13 protein-coding genes and 1 tRNA gene are annotated in these 17,264 nt (G+C 63.6%); 1 reads left to right on the forward strand and 13 read right to left on the reverse strand.

Annotated elements, in window-relative coordinates; genetic code table 11:
• Positions 1-59 precede the first annotated feature (59 nt).
• A complete protein-coding gene (locus ACCQ10_RS13105) occupies positions 60-1,118 on the forward strand; it encodes a DUF2272 domain-containing protein (RefSeq protein ID WP_372360915.1) in 1,059 nt (352 codons plus the stop codon).
• 375 nt (positions 1,119-1,493) lie between these two features.
• Here ACCQ10_RS13105 and pnp read toward each other — a convergent pair whose 3' ends face one another.
• From pnp to ACCQ10_RS13170, 13 genes are all read right to left on the reverse strand, one after another.
• Positions 1,494-3,608: a polyribonucleotide nucleotidyltransferase gene (gene pnp, locus ACCQ10_RS13110; RefSeq protein ID WP_039407470.1), complete on the reverse strand. Its 2,115-nt coding sequence runs from the start codon at positions 3,606-3,608 to the stop codon at positions 1,494-1,496.
• Between the two features lie 167 nt (positions 3,609-3,775).
• On the reverse strand, positions 3,776-4,036 hold the full coding sequence (gene rpsO / locus ACCQ10_RS13115) for a 30S ribosomal protein S15 (protein WP_005991399.1): 261 nt from the start codon (positions 4,034-4,036) through the stop codon (positions 3,776-3,778).
• A 156-nt stretch (positions 4,037-4,192) separates the two neighbouring features.
• Positions 4,193-5,119, reverse strand: coding sequence for a tRNA pseudouridine(55) synthase TruB (gene truB / locus ACCQ10_RS13120; RefSeq protein ID WP_372360916.1), 927 nt, complete (start codon positions 5,117-5,119; stop codon positions 4,193-4,195).
• A gap of 79 nt (positions 5,120-5,198) precedes the next feature.
• Entirely contained in the window at positions 5,199-5,591 is a 393-nt protein-coding gene (gene rbfA / locus ACCQ10_RS13125; RefSeq protein WP_179454090.1) for a 30S ribosome-binding factor RbfA, read from the reverse strand.
• Positions 5,592-5,707: 116 nt separating this feature from the next.
• On the reverse strand, positions 5,708-8,416 hold the full coding sequence (gene infB / locus ACCQ10_RS13130) for a translation initiation factor IF-2 (RefSeq protein WP_372360917.1): 2,709 nt from the start codon (positions 8,414-8,416) through the stop codon (positions 5,708-5,710).
• Between the two features lie 95 nt (positions 8,417-8,511).
• Positions 8,512-10,023, reverse strand: a complete 1,512-nt coding sequence (nusA, locus tag ACCQ10_RS13135) for a transcription termination factor NusA (protein ID WP_184439149.1) — start codon at positions 10,021-10,023, stop codon at positions 8,512-8,514.
• A 4-nt stretch (positions 10,024-10,027) separates the two neighbouring features.
• Positions 10,028-10,618, reverse strand: coding sequence for a ribosome maturation factor RimP (gene rimP / locus ACCQ10_RS13140; protein WP_372360918.1), 591 nt, complete (start codon positions 10,616-10,618; stop codon positions 10,028-10,030).
• 197 nt (positions 10,619-10,815) lie between these two features.
• Positions 10,816-10,892 (reverse strand) — tRNA-Met (locus ACCQ10_RS13145).
• Positions 10,893-11,094: 202 nt separating this feature from the next.
• Positions 11,095-12,555, reverse strand: a complete 1,461-nt coding sequence (gene nuoN, locus ACCQ10_RS13150; protein WP_039407547.1) for an NADH-quinone oxidoreductase subunit NuoN — start codon at positions 12,553-12,555, stop codon at positions 11,095-11,097.
• A 35-nt stretch (positions 12,556-12,590) separates the two neighbouring features.
• Complete coding sequence (locus tag ACCQ10_RS13155; RefSeq protein ID WP_372360919.1) at positions 12,591-14,093, reverse strand: NADH-quinone oxidoreductase subunit M; 1,503 nt, start codon at positions 14,091-14,093, stop codon at positions 12,591-12,593.
• A 20-nt stretch (positions 14,094-14,113) separates the two neighbouring features.
• Entirely contained in the window at positions 14,114-16,288 is a 2,175-nt protein-coding gene (gene nuoL, locus ACCQ10_RS13160) for an NADH-quinone oxidoreductase subunit L (protein WP_372360920.1), read from the reverse strand.
• A 7-nt stretch (positions 16,289-16,295) separates the two neighbouring features.
• A complete protein-coding gene (gene nuoK / locus ACCQ10_RS13165; protein WP_039407444.1) occupies positions 16,296-16,601 on the reverse strand; it encodes an NADH-quinone oxidoreductase subunit NuoK in 306 nt (101 codons plus the stop codon).
• Positions 16,598-17,260: an NADH-quinone oxidoreductase subunit J gene (locus ACCQ10_RS13170; RefSeq protein ID WP_162183121.1), complete on the reverse strand. Its 663-nt coding sequence runs from the start codon at positions 17,258-17,260 to the stop codon at positions 16,598-16,600. Before ACCQ10_RS13170 ends, nuoK begins: the two co-directional genes overlap by 4 nt.
• Positions 17,261-17,264: the final 4 nt, after the last annotated feature.

The raw sequence follows: 17,264 nt of genomic DNA on the forward strand, positions 1-17,264 counted from the left end.
ACGCGTGCGCGCAGGCCGCTCTGGCAGCCTGCGCGGACTGATTTCGTGCGGAATGTTCGATGACTGTAAGATCCTGGCCGTGGATGTGCTTGCTGCTTGCTGGATTGGGAGGCAGCGCGGCGGCTGCGGAAGTGTGCGATATGCCGCCGCGCTTCGGCACCAGCCCCGCCGCCATCGCCATCGTGCGCACCGCCTGCAATGAGCACCGTCTGTGGCAGCACCCGTTTATCGATGCCAAGGGGCGGCTGGCCAGCCTCGGCGTGACCGAAGCCGAATCCGGATACCTGGCCGACCATGGCGTTGTCGCATGGCAACGCGTGGCCGGCTACTGGCGCGACAGTGGCACGCTCGCCTCGATGGGCGGCCGCCCCGGTGCATCCAGCTGCGCCGCACTGGATGGCACGCGCTACACCGCCAGCGATTGCCGCGCGTTCCTGATCGACAACCCGTGGTCGGCCGCCTTTATTTCGTGGGTGATGACCCAATCCGGCCTCGGTGGCTTCCATCGTTCCGCGCGCCATCTTGATTACATCCGTAGCGCGTACAACGACGGTGCCACCGGGCCGTATCAGTTCGCCGATCCCGCCGTCGAAAAGCCTGCGCCCGGTGACATGCTGTGCCTGTTGCGCGGCCGCAGCGCGGCGCTCGGCTATGCGGGTCTGAAGGCTGCGCTGGGTGGCAGCGCACCGATGCCGTGGCAATCGCATTGCGATGTGGTGGTCGCTGCCAACGTCGGCGGCGATCGCACCCTGTACCTGGTCGGCGGCAATGTGTTCAACACGGTGATGATGCGCAAGATGACGCTGGATCGCGCAGGTCGTGTGGTGTTACCCGCCCCGCAGTCCGACAGCAGCCAGGACCAGAACGAAGACAGTCTCGGGATCGCCAGCGAATGCACGCCGGCGCACGAGGAACTCTGCGACTTCAACCGACGCGATTGGGCCGCACTACTGAAGCTGCGCCCGGATGCGGCAGTGGTCAGCCCGCCACCGACGACGCCGTTGCCCGCACCCGGCATCGCGCCCGCGGAACAAACGATGCCGCCAGGCTTTCCACGCGTTGTGCCGCCGCGGCCGGAGACGCAGCCTGCGCAAACGCAGCAACAGCAACCTGAGTAAAGCCGTATTCAAGGCCCCTCTCCTGCGGGAGAGGGGTTGGGGTAAGGCTACGGGCGAAGCCACTTACATTCCAGATATCACAAGGCTTCGCGCGCCCCCTCATCCGCCCCTGCGGGGCACCTTCTCCCGGAGGGAGAAGGAATCAAAGCCCCTCTGCTGCGGGAGAGGGGTTGGGGTGAGGGTATGGGGCGAAGCCGTTGCAGCATTGAAACTGCACGCGGCTTCGCTCGTAGCCGCGTTACCCCTGCAGGGCACTTTTCCCGCTGGGAAAGAGACAACGCACGAGTTATTCCGAACCAACAACAAAAAAGCGGGCCGAAGCCCGCTTTTTCGTCATGCATCACGCGTCACGCGTGATGCATCAGCCAGCAGCGCTTACTCGGCCGAAGCCGGCACGCCCTCGCCTTCTTCCACTGCCTTGATCGACAGGCGGATACGGCCCTGCTTGTCCACTTCCAGCACCTTGACGCGCACCAGATCGCCTTCCTTCAGCTTGTCGCCGACCTTCTCCACGCGCTCGCTGGAGATCTGCGAGACGTGCACCAGGCCGTCCTTGCCCGGCAGGATGGTGACGAACGCACCGAAGTCCATGATCTTGGCGACCTTGCCTTCGTAGATGCGGCCCGGCTCCACGTCCGAGGTGATCTGCTCGATGCGCGACTTCGCAGCCTGCGCAGCAATGGCGTTGACCGAGGCGATGATGATCGTGCCGTCGTCCTGGATGTCGATCTGGGTACCGGTTTCCTTGGTGATCGCCTGGATGGTCGAGCCACCCTTGCCGATCACTTCGCGGATCTTGTCCGGGTGGATCTTGATGGTCAGCAGACGCGGCGCGTAGTCGCTCAGCTCCTGACGCGGGGCGGTCAGTGCATGCGCCATCTCGCCCAGGATGTGCAGACGGCCGGCCTTGGCCTGCTGCAATGCCTGCTTCATGATCTCTTCGGTGATGCCTTCGATCTTGATGTCCATCTGCAGCGCGGACACGCCTTCGGCAGTACCGGCCACCTTGAAGTCCATGTCGCCCAGGTGATCTTCGTCACCCAGGATGTCCGACAGCACGACGAAGTCGTTGCCTTCCTTGACCAGACCCATCGCGATACCCGCAACCGGCGCCTTGATCGGCACACCGGCGTCCATCAGCGCCAGCGAGCTGCCGCAGACCGATGCCATCGACGAGGAACCGTTGGACTCGGTGATTTCCGAGACAACGCGAATGGTGTACGGGAATTCTTCCAGGCTCGGCATCACGGCGAGGACGCCGCGCTTGGCCAGACGGCCGTGGCCAATTTCGCGGCGCTTCGGCGCACCGAAACGACCGCACTCGCCCACCGAGTACGGAGGGAAGTTGTAATGGAACAGGAAGTTCTCTTTGTACTCGCCCGAGACGGCGTCGATGACCTGACCGTCGCGCGCGGTGCCGAGCGTGGTGATCACGATCGCCTGCGTTTCGCCACGGGTGAACAGTGCCGAGCCGTGGGTACGCGGCAACACGCCGGCCTTGGCGCTGATCGGACGCACGGTGTCCAGCGCACGGCCGTCGATACGCACCTTGGTGCTCAGCACCGAGCCACGCATGGTCTGGTATTCCAGCTCGCCGAATTCCTTGGCCAGATCGCCGGCAGCCCAGCCTTCGATCGTGGCACGCGGCGCCAGCGAACCCAGCACGTCCTTCTTGATCGCCGAAATCGCATCGCGGCGCTGCAGCTTGTCGCGCACCTGGAAAGCCGACGCGAGCTGCTCGCCCACCGCTTCCTTCAGTGCGGCGATCATGCCGTCGTTCTTCGCCGGAGCCACCCAATCGGACGGCTTGGTGCCGGCTTCGACGGTCAGCTCGTTGATGATGTTGATGACCTTCTGCATCTCGCGATGGCCGAAGGTCACTGCACCCAGCATCACTTCTTCCGACAGCAGCTCGGCTTCGGACTCGACCATCAGCACCGCGTTGGCGGTACCGGCCACGACCAGCTCCAGCTGCGAATCCTTCAGCTCGGTCACGGTCGGGTTGAGGATGTATTCACCATTCTTGTAACCGACCTTCGCCGCAGCGATCGGGCCGTTGAACGGGGTGCCGGCCAGCGACAGCGCGGCCGATGCGCCGATCAGCGCAGCGATATCGCCGTCGATGTCCGGGTTCATCGACATCACGGTGGCGATGATCTGCACTTCGTTCTTGTAGTCCTCCGGGAACAGCGGACGGATCGGGCGATCGATCAGGCGTGAGATCAACGTTTCCTTCTCGGTCGCGCGTCCTTCGCGCTTGAAGAAGCCGCCCGGGATGCGGCCGCCGGCGTAGAACTTCTCCTGATAATCGACCGTCAGGGGGAAGAAGTCCTGCCCTTCGCGCGCGCTCTTGGCGGCGACGGCGGTGACCAGCAGTACGGTGTCGTCGAACTTGACGATGACGGCGCCGCCTGCCTGGCGAGCGATTTCGCCCGTCTCAAGAGTGACGGTGTGCTTGCCGTACTGGAAGGTTTTGGTGATTTTTGCCACGGAGGTTTTTTCCCTTAGGTGTTGCTGTCTGCGTTGGACCGTCGTCGACCCATGCCGAGAACGGGCGGCCGGGAGGCTCCGGCCCAAGAATGCGTGTTGCAGTAACGTAGTGCGATTGACCAAAACAAAACCGCGGCGCATCGCTGCGCCGCGGCGGTTGGACTCGATTAGCGGCGCAGGCCGAGCTTCTCGATCAAGGACTTGTAACGATCGTTGTCCTTCTTCTTCAGGTAGTCGAGCAGGCTGCGGCGACGGTTGACCATCTGCAGCAGGCCACGACGGCTGTGGTGATCCTTCTTGTGGGTCTTGAAGTGACCGGTCAGCAGCTCGATGCGGGCGGTCAGCAGAGCGACCTGCACTTCCGGCGAACCGGTGTCCTGGGCGCTGCGCTTGTTGTCTTCAATAACTTTCTGGGTGTCGACGGACATGATGTTTTCTCGATAGACGCGTGGTCGACAGGAACGTGCGTGACGCACCGCCGGACTCGCCGTTTGCTTGGGATGAGCGCGCTTGGCGCTGAGGTGCCCCGATCGGGGCCGCGAAATTGTACCGTCGCGCGGCCCGGGTAACAAGTTGACTAAACCTTAACAAGTCAATTCCTGGTTCAGTCCGTTGAACAATCGCTGCGGCGACAGACGTCCGTCGGCGTCCACCAGACCAAGTCCCGACGGGCTTCCATCCGGCCCGAACACGGCCACTTGCCCCACCGGGAAGGCCGGATCGCGCAGCCGCTGCCCCATCCGGAACCGGGCCGCATGCGCCTCATCGAGCGTGATCTGCGCAAAATCGGCCAGCCCGGCGTGGATCGGCAGCAGCAGATCTTGCGCTTGCGTGCCCATCTCCAGCGCGGCGGCCAGCTGCTCCAGGGTGATCATCTGCGGCGCGCGGAACGGCTCCACCCAGCGCCGACGCAGCGACGCGATATGCGCACCGCAGCCGAGCACCTCGCCCAGATCGCGCGCCAGGCTGCGGATGTAGGTGCCCGAGCCGCAGGTCACGCGCAGTTGCAGACGCGGCGCGCGATAGCCGAGCACCTCGATCGCCTGCACCTCGACCTCGCGCACCGGCGCCTCGATGACGTCGCCACGCCGGGCCTTGGCGTACAGCGGCTCCCCGCCCTGCTTGAGCGCGGAATAGATCGGTGCCTGCTGCTGGATGCGCCCGATGAAAGGCGCCAGTGCGGCTTGCAGCGCGGCATCACCGATATCGGGCACCGCACGCTCGCGTAGCGGCTCGCCATCGGCATCGTCGGTGTCGGTGGTAACGCCCAGCACGATCTCGGCGTCGTAGGCCTTGGCCGAGCCGAGCAGCAGACCAGCGATCTTGGTGGCTTCGCCAAAGCAGAGCGGCAGCAAGCCGGTGGCCAGCGGATCCAGGCTGCCGGTATGGCCGCCCTTTTCCGCCCGCAGCAGCCGGCGCGCGGCCTGCAACGCAGTGTTGGAACTCAGCCCGGCCGGTTTATCCAGCAACAGGATGCCGTGCAACGGGCGATAGACGATGCGGGGTTTCAAAGGATCGGTGCTCGAATCGGGCGCCGTGCGCGCCCGCGGGAATCAGGGCCGCAGCAAAGGCGGCAGGCCGTCACAGCGCTTAGCGCTGTTCGGCATCTTCGTCGCTGGACGTGGCGTCGGGGCCAACGTCGTCCAGGTCACGCAACAGATTGTCGATGCGCTCGCCGCGATCGACCGAGTCGTCGTAGTGGAAGTGCAGCTCCGGCACGTGACGCAATTTCATTGCGCGCGCCAACTGCGAGCGCAGCTGGCCGGCAATCTCCTTGAGCCCTTTCACTGCCTCGGCCGAGCGCTCCTGCTGCAACGCGGTGACGAACACCTTGGCATGCGCCAGGTCGCGGCTGATTTCGACGTCGGAGACGCTGACCGACGGCAGGCCGTGGTCGCGCACGGCCGCGTGCACGATCGTGCCGAGGTCGCGACGCACCTGTGCAGACACGCGGTCGGTGCGATGGAATGATTTGGTTGGCATGGTCGGGAACCTTGTGGTTCGGGACCCGGGGCCCGGGACCCGGGACCCGGAAGAGCAAGAGCCGTGGCCTTCGCTTCTCCCGGGTCCCCGGCCCCGGGTCCCGGGTCCCGTGTTCGTTACAGCGTGCGGGCAACCTCGATACGCTCGAAGCACTCGATCTGGTCGCCGGCCTTGACGTCGTTGTAGGCCTTCACGCCGATACCGCACTCGGTACCGTTGCGCACTTCGTCGACGTTTTCCTTGAAGCGACGCAGCGATTCCAGCTCGCCCTCGAACACCACGACGCTGTCGCGGAGCACGCGGATCGGCTTGCTGCGCTTCACCACGCCCTCGACGATCATGCAGCCTGCAACCGCGCCGAACTTCGAGCTGCGGAACACATCGCGCACCTGCGCAATACCGATGATCTCTTCGCGGATTTCAACACCCAGCAGACCGGAGGCCACCTGCTTCACCTGATCGATCACGTCATAGATGATCGAGAAGTAACGCAGGTCGATACCGTTGGATTCGACGATCTTGCGCGCCGATGCGTCCGCACGCACGTTGAAGCCGATGATCGTGGCCTTGGACGCAGCTGCCGAATTCGCATCCGACTCGGTGATGCCACCCACGCCGGAGTGGATCACGTTGATGCGGATGTCGTCGTTGGACAATGCCACCAGCGACTGCTTCAGTGCCTCCACCGAACCCTGCACGTCGGCCTTGATCACCAGGTTCAACACCTGCTGACCTTCACCCTTGCCCATCTGGGCCAGGATGTCTTCCATGCGGTTGCTGGCCGAGGCCACCAGGCGCGATTCGCGACGCTTGGTTTCGCGCTGCTGCGCCACGTCCTTGGCCAGACGCTCGTCGTCGACGACCACGAAGTCGTCACCGGCTTCCGGCACGCCGGACAGGCCGAGCACCTGCACCGGAATCGACGGGCCCGCCGAGGCCGGCTGATGGCCGGTCTCGTCGAACAGCGCACGCACGCGGCCGTACTGGATGCCGCACACCAGGTAATCGCCGCGCTTCAGCGCGCCCTGCTGCACCAGCACCGTCGCGACCGGGCCACGGCCCTTGTCCAGCGAGGATTCGATGACGGTTCCGCTGGCGCGGCCTTCGGCCACTGCCTTGAGTTCCAGCACTTCGGCCTGCAACGAGATCGCATCCAGCAGCGTGTCCACGCCGGTACCGACCTTGGCCGACACTTCGATGAACTGGGTGTCGCCGCCGAACTCTTCGGCCACCACGTTTTCTGCCAGCAGTTCGTTCTTGACCCGCAACGGATCAGCGCCGGTCTTGTCGATCTTGTTCACTGCCACGATCAGCGGCACACCGGCCGCCCTGGCATGCGCCACCGCTTCCTTGGTCTGCGGCATCACGCCGTCATCGGCAGCCACCACCAGCACCACGATGTCGGTGATCTTGGCGCCGCGCGCACGCATCGAGGTAAACGCGGCATGGCCGGGCGTATCCAGGAAGCTGATGACGCCACGACCGGTTTCGACGTGGTACGCACCGATGTGCTGGGTGATGCCGCCGGCTTCGCCGGAGGCGATCTTGGTGCGGCGGATATAGTCCAGCAGCGAGGTCTTGCCGTGATCGACGTGACCCATGATGGTCACCACCGGCGGACGCAGCGAGGCGTCGCCCTGCGCATCTTCGGCGTGTGCCAGCAGCGCATCCTCGAAGTCGGCATTGTCGGCACGCACGGCCTTGTGGCCGAGTTCTTCGGTCACCAGCGCGGCGGTATCGTGATCGATGCTCTGGGTGATGGTCGCCATGACGCCCATCTTGAACAAGGCCTTGACCACGTCGCCGCCCTTGAGCGCGAGCTTCTGCGCCAGGTCGGCCACGGTGATGGTCTCGCCGATCGCCACCTCACGTACCACCGGTGCGGTGGGACGCTCGAACCCGTGCGGGCCGCTGTTGCCCTGGTTGCCACCACGGCCACCATCGTTGCCGCGACGCGACGACGACGAACCCGGACGCCCGGTCGGCTTGCCACGCACATTGGAACGGCGGGCACGGTCGGCGGCCGACAGATGCAACTGCCCGGCAAAGCGCTTGGTCGCATCGTCATCTTCGACGCCGGCCACCATGACGTGCGAACCGCGCGTCTTGTGCTTGGCCGCGTTGTTGCGGTCGTCCGGACGGGCCGGCGTCGCCGGGCGCGATGCGGGCGAGGCGCCAGCCGGACGGGCCGGACGCGGCGCGGAAGACGGCGAGGACGGTGCACGTGCGGCAGGCGCCGATGGCGTCGGCGCAGCAGCAACCGGGGCCGGCGCGCTGGCAGCCGCAGCGGCTTCCTCGGCAGCCTTGCGCTCGGCTTCTGCACGGTCCTTTGCCGCCTGCTCTTCCTCGCGCTTGCGCTGAATCGCCTCATCGCGCACGCGGTCGCTTTCGGCCAGGCGTTGCTGCTCGTCGAGGTTACGTTGACGCGATTCCTCCAGCTTGCGCAGGATGTCGGCGCGCTCCTCGTCCGGCGTCATCGGCGCGGCGCGGCCGCTACCTTCGTTCTCGGATTTCACGTAGGTACGCTTTTGGCGCACTTCCACGTTGACCGTGGTTTTGGTGCGACCGGCGTTGACCGTGACTTCCTGCAGCTTGCGCCGGTTGAGGGTGATCTTCTTGGCTGCTTCGCTGGCCGCATCGGCGGGCGTGTCGGCCTTGCCATGCGTGCGACGCAGGAAGCCAAGCAGTTTCATCTTCTCGGTGCTGGTCACGACCTGGTCGGGACCGCTGAACTTCATTCCGGCCTCGGCCAGTTGAACCAGCAGTTTATCGACCGGCGTATTGACCAGTTCGGCAAGCTTGCGGATGGTGGTTTGCTGCGACATTCGGATCCTATGATCTGGTTGGCGCCCCCTCGCCCAGAGCAAGGGATACGCTGATTCTAAGCCCTGATGGGGTCAGGGCGCGGTTCATTGCCGGCTCATTCGCCGCGCTCCAAACGGGCGATCTCCTCGGCGCGGGCCGCCAGGATCAGCGCCGCGGCGCGCTCCTGGGTCATGCCCTCGATGCCGAAGTCGACGATCTCGTCCGCGGCCAGGTCGGACAAGTCCTCGCTGGTGCGCACGCCGTGCTCGGCCAGAGCAAAGGCCGTTTCCTCGTCCATCCCCTCCAGCGCCAGCAGGTCCTCGGTGGGCTGAGTCCCTTCCAGGCCTTCTTCCTCGGCCAGCGCAGCGTTGAGCAGCGCATCGCGGGCACGGGCACGCAGTTCCTCGACGATGTCTTCGTCGAAGCCTTCCACCGCCAGCAACTCGCCGACAGGCACGTAGGCGATTTCTTCCACCGTGTTGAAGCCTTCGGACACCAGGATCGCGGAGATTTCCTCGTCCACTTCCAGGCGGTCCATGAACAGCTGGCGTGCCGACGCCTGTTCAGCCTCGGACTTGGCAGCCACCTGGTCGGCGGTCATCACGTTGAGCTGCCAACCGGTCAGGCGGCTGGCCAGACGCACGTTCTGGCCGCCCTTGCCGATCGCCTGGGCCAGGCGGTCTTCTGCCACGGCCAGGTCCATCGAATGCTTTTCTTCGTCGACGATGATCGACTGCACTTCGGCCGGCGCCATCGCGTTGATCACGAAGTTGGCCGGATTCTCGTTCCACAACACGATATCCACGCGCTCGCCATTGAGCTCGTTGGACACCGCCTGCACGCGCGAACCGCGCATACCGATGCACGCGCCGATCGGATCGGTGCGGGTGTCGTGCGCAATCACCGCGATCTTGGCGCGGTCGCCCGGGTCGCGTGCGCAGGCCTTGATCTCGACCAGACCCTGGCCCACTTCCGGCACTTCGAGCTTGAACAGCTCGATCATGAACTCCGGCGCAGCGCGGCTGATGAACAGCTGCGGGCCACGCGGCTCGGAACGCACCTCGGCCAGGTAGCCGCGCACACGGTCGCCCGGGCGCAGCACGTCGCGCGGAATGCCCTTGTCCTTCGGAATGAAGGCTTCGGCATTACCACCCAGATCGACAAAGATGTTGCCGCGCTCGGCGCGCTTGACCACACCGGTGATCAGCTCGCCCACGCGGTCCTTCCATGCATCCACCACCTGCTGGCGTTCGGCCTCGCGCACACGCTGCACGATCACCTGCTTGGCGGCCTGCGCGGCGATGCGGCCGAAATCCGGGTTTTCGATCTGCTCTTCGATGTAGTCGCCCACATCCACGCCGTCGGCTTCGTCGATGGCATCCATCAGGCGCACCTGGCGGTCCGGCGACTCCATCACCACATCGTCGGCCACCACTTCCCAACGGCGGAAGGTTTCGTAGTTACCGTCCTTGTGATCGATGGTCACGCGCGTCAGCACGTCCTGGTCGGCATAGCGCTTCTTCGCTGCGGACGCCAACGCGGCCTCGATCGCATCGAAGATCACTTCGCGCGGCACGCCCTTTTCGTTGGCCACCGCATCCACTACCAGCAAAAGTTCCTTGCTCATTTCGTCACTCCGCGCGCGGCTTGCCAGCCGCCGACTCGTTGGATGGTTTCTTCTTGTCGTGCCCGGGTTTTTTCGGGCCGGGCTTATTCGGTTTTTGCGGTGCCAGGCCCAGAGCGACCCAATCCGGCACGATGCGCGCCTTGTCGATATTGTCGAAACCGATCTGCAGGTCCTTGCCGTCCACCGCAAACACCACAGCATCGGCGTCGGCCTCGATCCGCAGAATCTGGCCCTGGAAGCGGCGCCGACCATCCTGCGCAAGCTTCAACACGATCTTGGCGGACTCGCCGGCGTGACGCGCGAACTGCTCCAGGGTGAACAACGGACGATCCACACCCGGCGACGACACCTCGAGGGTGTAATTGCCGCTGATCGGGTCTTCGACATCGAGCTGGGCCGACACTTCGCGGCTCGCGCGTTCGCAATCGTCGACGTTGATCACGCGCTCGGGCTGTTCGGCCAGCGGCACATCGATATACAGGCGCAATGTGGCGCCACCTGGAGCGGGAAGATACTCCACGCCCAGCAGTTCCAAGCCCAGGGACTCAACCGTTGGACTCAGCAGATTCGCGATTTCGGTCGCTTTTTCGCTCACAGACTGCCCTGATCAGATGATTGCCAGTAGAACCCCGGCAACCGGCAGCTAACTTTCCGGTTCCGGAAAAAACAAGGGGCCCGATGGGCCCCTTGCGTGAAAAAAGCCCGACCTCTCAGGGTCGGCGTAAAGACGGGAACAAGCGTCTTTACGATCCAAGAAGTTGAATCACTGCGGTAAAGCAACAATTCGAAACTTGGTAGCGGGGGCAGGATTTGAACCTGCGACCTTCGGGTTATGAGCCCGACGAGCTGCCAGACTGCTCCACCCCGCAGCAGAAGCGGAATTATGAAGAACTTGAGCGGCAATTGCAAGCCCTAGTTTTTCATCTGTTGGACACCGTGGCGGGTGTCTAACGTCGCGGCGAATGATACCCGCACCGCAACAAAAACGAAACACTTATCACGACTTTCCTTCAATCTCTCGCCGCATGCCTGGGGCGAGAGCCGCCGCGCGTGCGGCGCAACGCAGCCTGCTTACGCGAGACCGGCGAAGGCGCGCTGGCACCACACCATGATCGGGCTCCAGGCCAGGCCGAGCGCGAGCAAGGCCAGTGCGTTGACGCCCAGCACCGTCCCCAGCACGCGGTCGTTGTTGGCCGGCAAAGGCTCGCCCACCGGCTCGTCGAAGTACATGACCTTGATGACACGCAGGTAGTAGTACGCACCGATCACGGCACAGATCACGCCGACCAAGGCCAGCCACAGCATGTCACCCTTCACCGCAGCGCCAAGCACGGCCAGCTTGGTCCAGAAGCCCAGAAACGGCGGAATACCTGCAAGCGAGGCCATGATGCACAGCACCAGTCCCGCCATCCAGGGATTACGCGCATTGAGCCCCTTGAAGTCGTCGATGTTTTCGGCTTCAAAGCCATTGCGCGACAGCGCGATGATGGCGCCGAACGAGGCGGTCGACATGATGGTGTAGCTGACCGCATAGAACATCGCGGCGGCATACCCCTCCTCTCCACCACCGGCCACGCCCATCAGCAGGAAGCCGATATGCGAGACCGTCGAGTACGCGAGCATGCGCTTGAGATTGCTCTGTGCGATGGCCATCAGGTTGCCGATGACCAACGACACCGCCGACAGGCCGCCGATCAGCAGGTGCCACTGCGGCGACAGCGGTCCCATGCCCACTTCCAGCAGGCGGTACGCCATACCGAAGGCCGCCAGCTTGGGCGCCGAGCTGATGAACAGGGCGATGGGAGCGGGCGCGCCCTGATAGACGTCGGGCAGCCACATGTGGAACGGAGCCGCACCCAGCTTGAACGCGACGCCGGCGATCATGAAGATGGTACCGGTCAACAGCAGCGTGCGCTCGCCCGAGCCATCGATTGCGTCATGGATGCCGGCCAGGCTCAAGGTGCCCGTGGCGCCATAGACCAGTGACATGCCATACAGCAGCAAGCCCGACGCCAGCGAACCGAGCACGAAATACTTCATTGCCGCTTCGGTAGCCAGACCGTTGTCGCGGTTGGAGGCCACCAGGGCATAGGAGCACAGCGCCAACAGCTCCAGGCCGAGGTAGACCATCAACAGGCTACCGGCGGAGGCGAGCAGCATCATGCCGGCAGTGGCGAACAGCACCAGTACCGGAATCTCGCCCTGATACAGATTGCGCTCGCGCAGATACGTCCAGCCGTACACCAGGCTCAAACCGCTGACCAGCACGATGACGGTCTTCATGACGTCCGCAGCGGTATCACGCACGAACATGCCGTGGAAGATCTCGCCCTGCCCGCCCGTACCGGTCGCCAGCAGTGCGAACACCACGGCGAGAACGGCGACGGAAAACAGGTGGGTCCAGACCTTGTTCCGCTGGCTCACGAACAGGTCGAGCATCAGCAGTGCGAAGGCGCCGCCGATCAGCACCAGCTCCGGAACGAGCGGAGCCAGGTCAGCGGTGGTCAACGGCGCGAGCGTTGGCGTGGTCATCATCAAATCCTGGAGTCAAAACGTACGGCAAGCAGTCACAGCTTGGTCGCGGCAATCTGGGTCGCCAGCTTGGCGATCGAGGGTTCCATCAGATCGGTCAGCGGCTTCGGGTACAGGCCCAGGGCCAGCACGCCAGCGGCGAACACCCCCAGCACGAATGCCTCGCGGCCATTGATGTCCTTCAGCTCGGCCACATGTGCGTTGGCCACTTCGCCGAAGAACACGCGCTTGTAGAGCCACAGCGTGTAGGCGGCGGTAATGACCAGCGTGGTGGCAGCGGCAAAGGCGATCAGCGGATGCTTCTGGAAGCTGGCCAGAATCACCATGAACTCGCCGACGAAGCCGCTGGTGCCAGGCAGACCGGCATTGGCCATGAAGAACAGCATCGCGAAGGTGGCGAACCACGGCATCACGTTGACCACGCCGCCGTAGTCGGCGATGCGGCGGGTATGCATGCGGTCGTACAACACGCCGATGCAGGAGAACATTGCGCCGGACACGAAGCCATGCGAGATCATCTGCACCATCGCACCCTGCAGGCCGAGGCGTGCGGCGTCGGTGCTGCCGTATTCGCGCACCAGGGTGAAGGCGATGAAGGTACCGAGCGTGACGAAGCCCATGTGCGCGATGGACGAGTACGCCACCAGCTTCTTCATGTCTTCCTGCACCAGCGCCACCAGGCCGACGTAGATCACGGCGATCAACGACAGGGCGATCACCAGCCAGGCGAACTCGTGGCTGGCGTCCGGCACGATCGGCAGGTTGAAGCGCAGGAAGCCGTAGCCACCGATCTTCAAGGCGATGGCAGCCAGGATCACCGAACCGGCGGTGGGTGCCTCGACGTGCGCGTCGGGCAACCAGGTGTGTACCGGGAACATTGGCACCTTGACCGCGAATGCGATCAGGAACGCAAAGAAGATCCAGGTCTGTTCCTTGGCAGTCAGCTGCAGCGCATACAGATCGGCCAGCTGGAAGCTGCCGCCCTTCAGGTACAGGTACACCAGGCCCACCAGCATCAGCACCGAGCCGAGGAAGGTGTAGAGGAAGAACTTCGTCGCTGCGTAGATGCGACGCGGGCCGCCCCAGACACCGATGATCAGGAACATCGGGATCAGCATCGCTTCGAAGAACACGTAGAACAGCATCGCGTCGGTGGCAGCGAAGATGCCCACGGTGACGCCTTCCAGAATCAGGAAGGCAGCCACGTACTGATTGACACGCTTGTCGATCGAGCGCCAGGCGCCAATGAGCGAGAGCACGGTCACCAAGGTGGTCAGCACGATCAAGGCGACCGCGATGCCGTCCACGCCGAGGTTGTAGCCGATGTTGTAGGCCGGGATCCAGGCGTGCAGCTCGATGAACTGCAGGGCGTCATTGGCCGTGTCGTAGCCCAGCAGCGGCAGACTCAGCACAAAGGTCGCCACTGCCACAGCCAGGGACGCCCAGCGGGCAGTCTCGGCGTTGCGCAACGCAAGGATCAGGGCGCCACCGATAATCGGCAGCCAGATCAAGATAGACAGTAAAGGCCAGTTCGACACGTTTTCTTATTCCGTACAGGTCAACGCCAGAAATGCATCAGTACCGCCAACAAGGCGATCAAACCGATGATCATTGCGAAGGCGTAGTGATAGAGGAAACCGGATTGCGTGCGACGCAGCAGATTTGCAGCCAGGTCGATCAGTCGGGCAGAACCATTGACGACCACACCGTCGACCACATGGGTATCGACGGCACGTGACGCCTTGCCAAGGACAACACCGCCACCGGCGAAGCCATTGATCCACAGCTTGTCGAAGCCGTACTTGTTCTCCAGCAGCCACACGATGGGCGCGAACGCCTTGCGCGACTTGGTGGCCAGGTCCGGCTTCCACAAATAGAACAGCGCCGCGAGCAGCAGACCGGCCACCGTCAGGAAGAACGGGGCGGCCATCATGCCGTGCAGTGCAAAGGCCACCGGGCCATGGAATTCTTCCGCCAGCGCACCGACGGTGTCGCGTGCCGGATCGTAGAAATCGACGATGCCGGTGAAGAACGAGACGGCCTGGCCCTTGAGCGCGTGCGCCGCATGGTGCCCCTGCCAATCGGTACCGAACAGCATCGGGCCGATGGTGAAGAAGCCGATCGCCACCGACGGAATCGCCAGCAGGATCAACGGCAACGTCACTACCCACTTCGACTCGTGCGGCTCGTGGGCACCGTGGTGACCATGGCCGTGGTCGTCGTGACCGTGGCTGTCATGGGCGTGTGCGTCATGCGCTTGGCTGTCATGCGCATGCACCTGTGCTTCGGCATCGGTATGCGCGCTGTCGTGGTGCGCATGCGCGTCGTGCGCATGGGCATCGCGGAAACGCTCCTTGCCGTGGAAGGTCAGGAACAGCAGACGGAAGCTGTAGAAGCTGGTGACCAGTACGCCACCAAGCACCGCCCAGTAACCGTAGGTCGCGATCCAGCTATGCGATTCGTGCGCATGATGCGCGGCTGCTTCGATGATGGTGTCCTTCGAGTAGAAACCCGAGAAGAACGGAGTCCCCACCAGCGCCAGGGTGCCGATCACGCTGGTCCAGTACGTCACCTTCATGTACTTGCGCAGGCCGCCCATCTTGCGCATGTCCTGCTCATGGTGCATGCCGATGATGACCGAGCCGGCCGCCAGGAACAGCAGCGCCTTGAAGAAGGCATGCGTCATCAGGTGGAACACGGCCGCCGAATAGGCCGACACGCCCAATGCCACGGTCATGTAGCCGAGCTGCGACAGCGTCGAATATGCAACCACACGCTTGATGTCGTTCTGCACGATGCCGATCAGGCCGGTGAAGAAGGCCGTGGTCGCACCAATGAACAGGATGAAGTTCAGCGCGGTTTCCGACAGCTCGAACAGCGGCGACATGCGCGCAACCATGAAGATGCCGGCGGTCACCATCGTCGCGGCGTGGATCAGCGCCGAGATCGGCGTCGGGCCTTCCATCGAGTCCGGCAGCCACACGTGCAACGGCACCTGCGCGGACTTGCCCATTGCGCCAATGAACAGGCAAATGCAGATCAGCGTCATCACGCTCCATTCGTGACCGGCAAACAACTGCACCTTGGCACCGGCCATGGTGGTCGCGTTGGCGAACACGGTGGAGTAATCCAGCGAGCCGAACCACAGCAACACGCCGGCAATGCCCAGAATGAAGCCGAAGTCGCCGACGCGGTTGACCAGGAACGCCTTCATGTTGGCGAACACGGCGGTCGGGCGCTTGAACCAGAAACCGATCAACAGGTAGGACACCAGACCCACGGCTTCCCAGCCGAAGAACAGCTGCAGGAAGTTGTTGCTCATCACCAGCGTGAGCATGGAGAAGGTGAACAACGAGATATAGCTGAAGAAACGCTGGTAGCCCGGATCTTCTTCCATGTAGCCAATGGTGTAGATGTGCACCAGCAGCGACACGAAGGTCACCACCACCATCATCATCGCGGTCAGGCGATCGACCATGAAGCCGACATGCGCGGAGTAGTTGCCGACGTCGAAGAAGGTATACAGGTTCTGGTTGAACGGGCTGGCGCCCTGCTCCACCAGTTGGTACAGCGTCAGGCACGACAGCACGCAGCTGACCGCAACGCCGAGGATGGTGACGTACTGCGCGCCCTTGCGCCCCACCTGACGACCGAACAAGCCGGCGATGATGCTGCCGACCAGCGGTGCAAGCACCACTGCAATCAGCAGACTCTTGGAGAGAGTGATTTCCATCTACGGGTCAGCCCTTCAACGTGTCGACTTCGGCCACATTGATCGTGCGGCGCGTACGGAACAGAGTCACCAGGATCGCAAGGCCAATCGCGGCCTCCGCAGCGGCAACGGTCAGGATGAAGAACACGAACAGCTGGCCGGCGGTGTCGCCGAGCTCGCGCGAGAACGCAATGAAGTTGATGTTGACCGACAGCAGCATCAACTCGATCGACATCAGCAGCACGATGACGTTCTTGCGATTGAGGAAGATGCCGGCCAGCGAGATGCAGAACAGCACCGCGCCCAGTCCCAGCAGGTGGCCCAAGGTAATCAAGACTTCGCCTCCTGTCCGTCCACCGCATCGACGCGCGGCGCAACCTGTGCGGGTTTTTCCACTGCCATCTTGACGATGCGCAGGCGGTCGGTCGCCTTGACGCGCGATTGCTCGCTGGCGATCTGGATCTTGATGCCGGTGCGCTTGCGCAAGGTGAGCATCACTGCAGCCACCACGGCCACGGTCAGGATCACCGCAGCAAACTCGAACGGCAGCAGGAACTCGGTGTACAGGCTCTTGGCCAACCAGGTCAGGTTCGAAACGTCTGCAGCCTGTGCAGCCGCATTGTCGGCCGGAAACGGCGTGGCGCTGCGCGACTTGACGCCGATCAGGGTCACCATCTGCGCCAGCATCGCAACCGCGACGATGACGCCCAACGGCATGTACTTGACCCAGCCCTCGCGCAGGCGGCTGGTGTCGATGTCGAGCATCATCACCACGAACAGGAACAGCACCATCACCGCGCCGACGTACACCAGTACCAGCGTGACGCCAAGGAACTCGGCACCCACCAACAGCCAGATACACGCCATCGAGAAGAAGGTGAGGATCAGGCACAACACGGCGTACACCGGGTTACGTACGCTGATCACCGCACCGGCGGACACCACCGCGATGGCGGAGAAGGCGTAGAAAGCAATAGAGACCCAGTCCATCATGACC

Origin of the sequence: Xanthomonas sp. NCPPB 1325 (genome assembly GCF_041477645.2) — a bacterium.
GTDB lineage: Bacteria > Pseudomonadota > Gammaproteobacteria > Xanthomonadales > Xanthomonadaceae > Xanthomonas > Xanthomonas cannabis.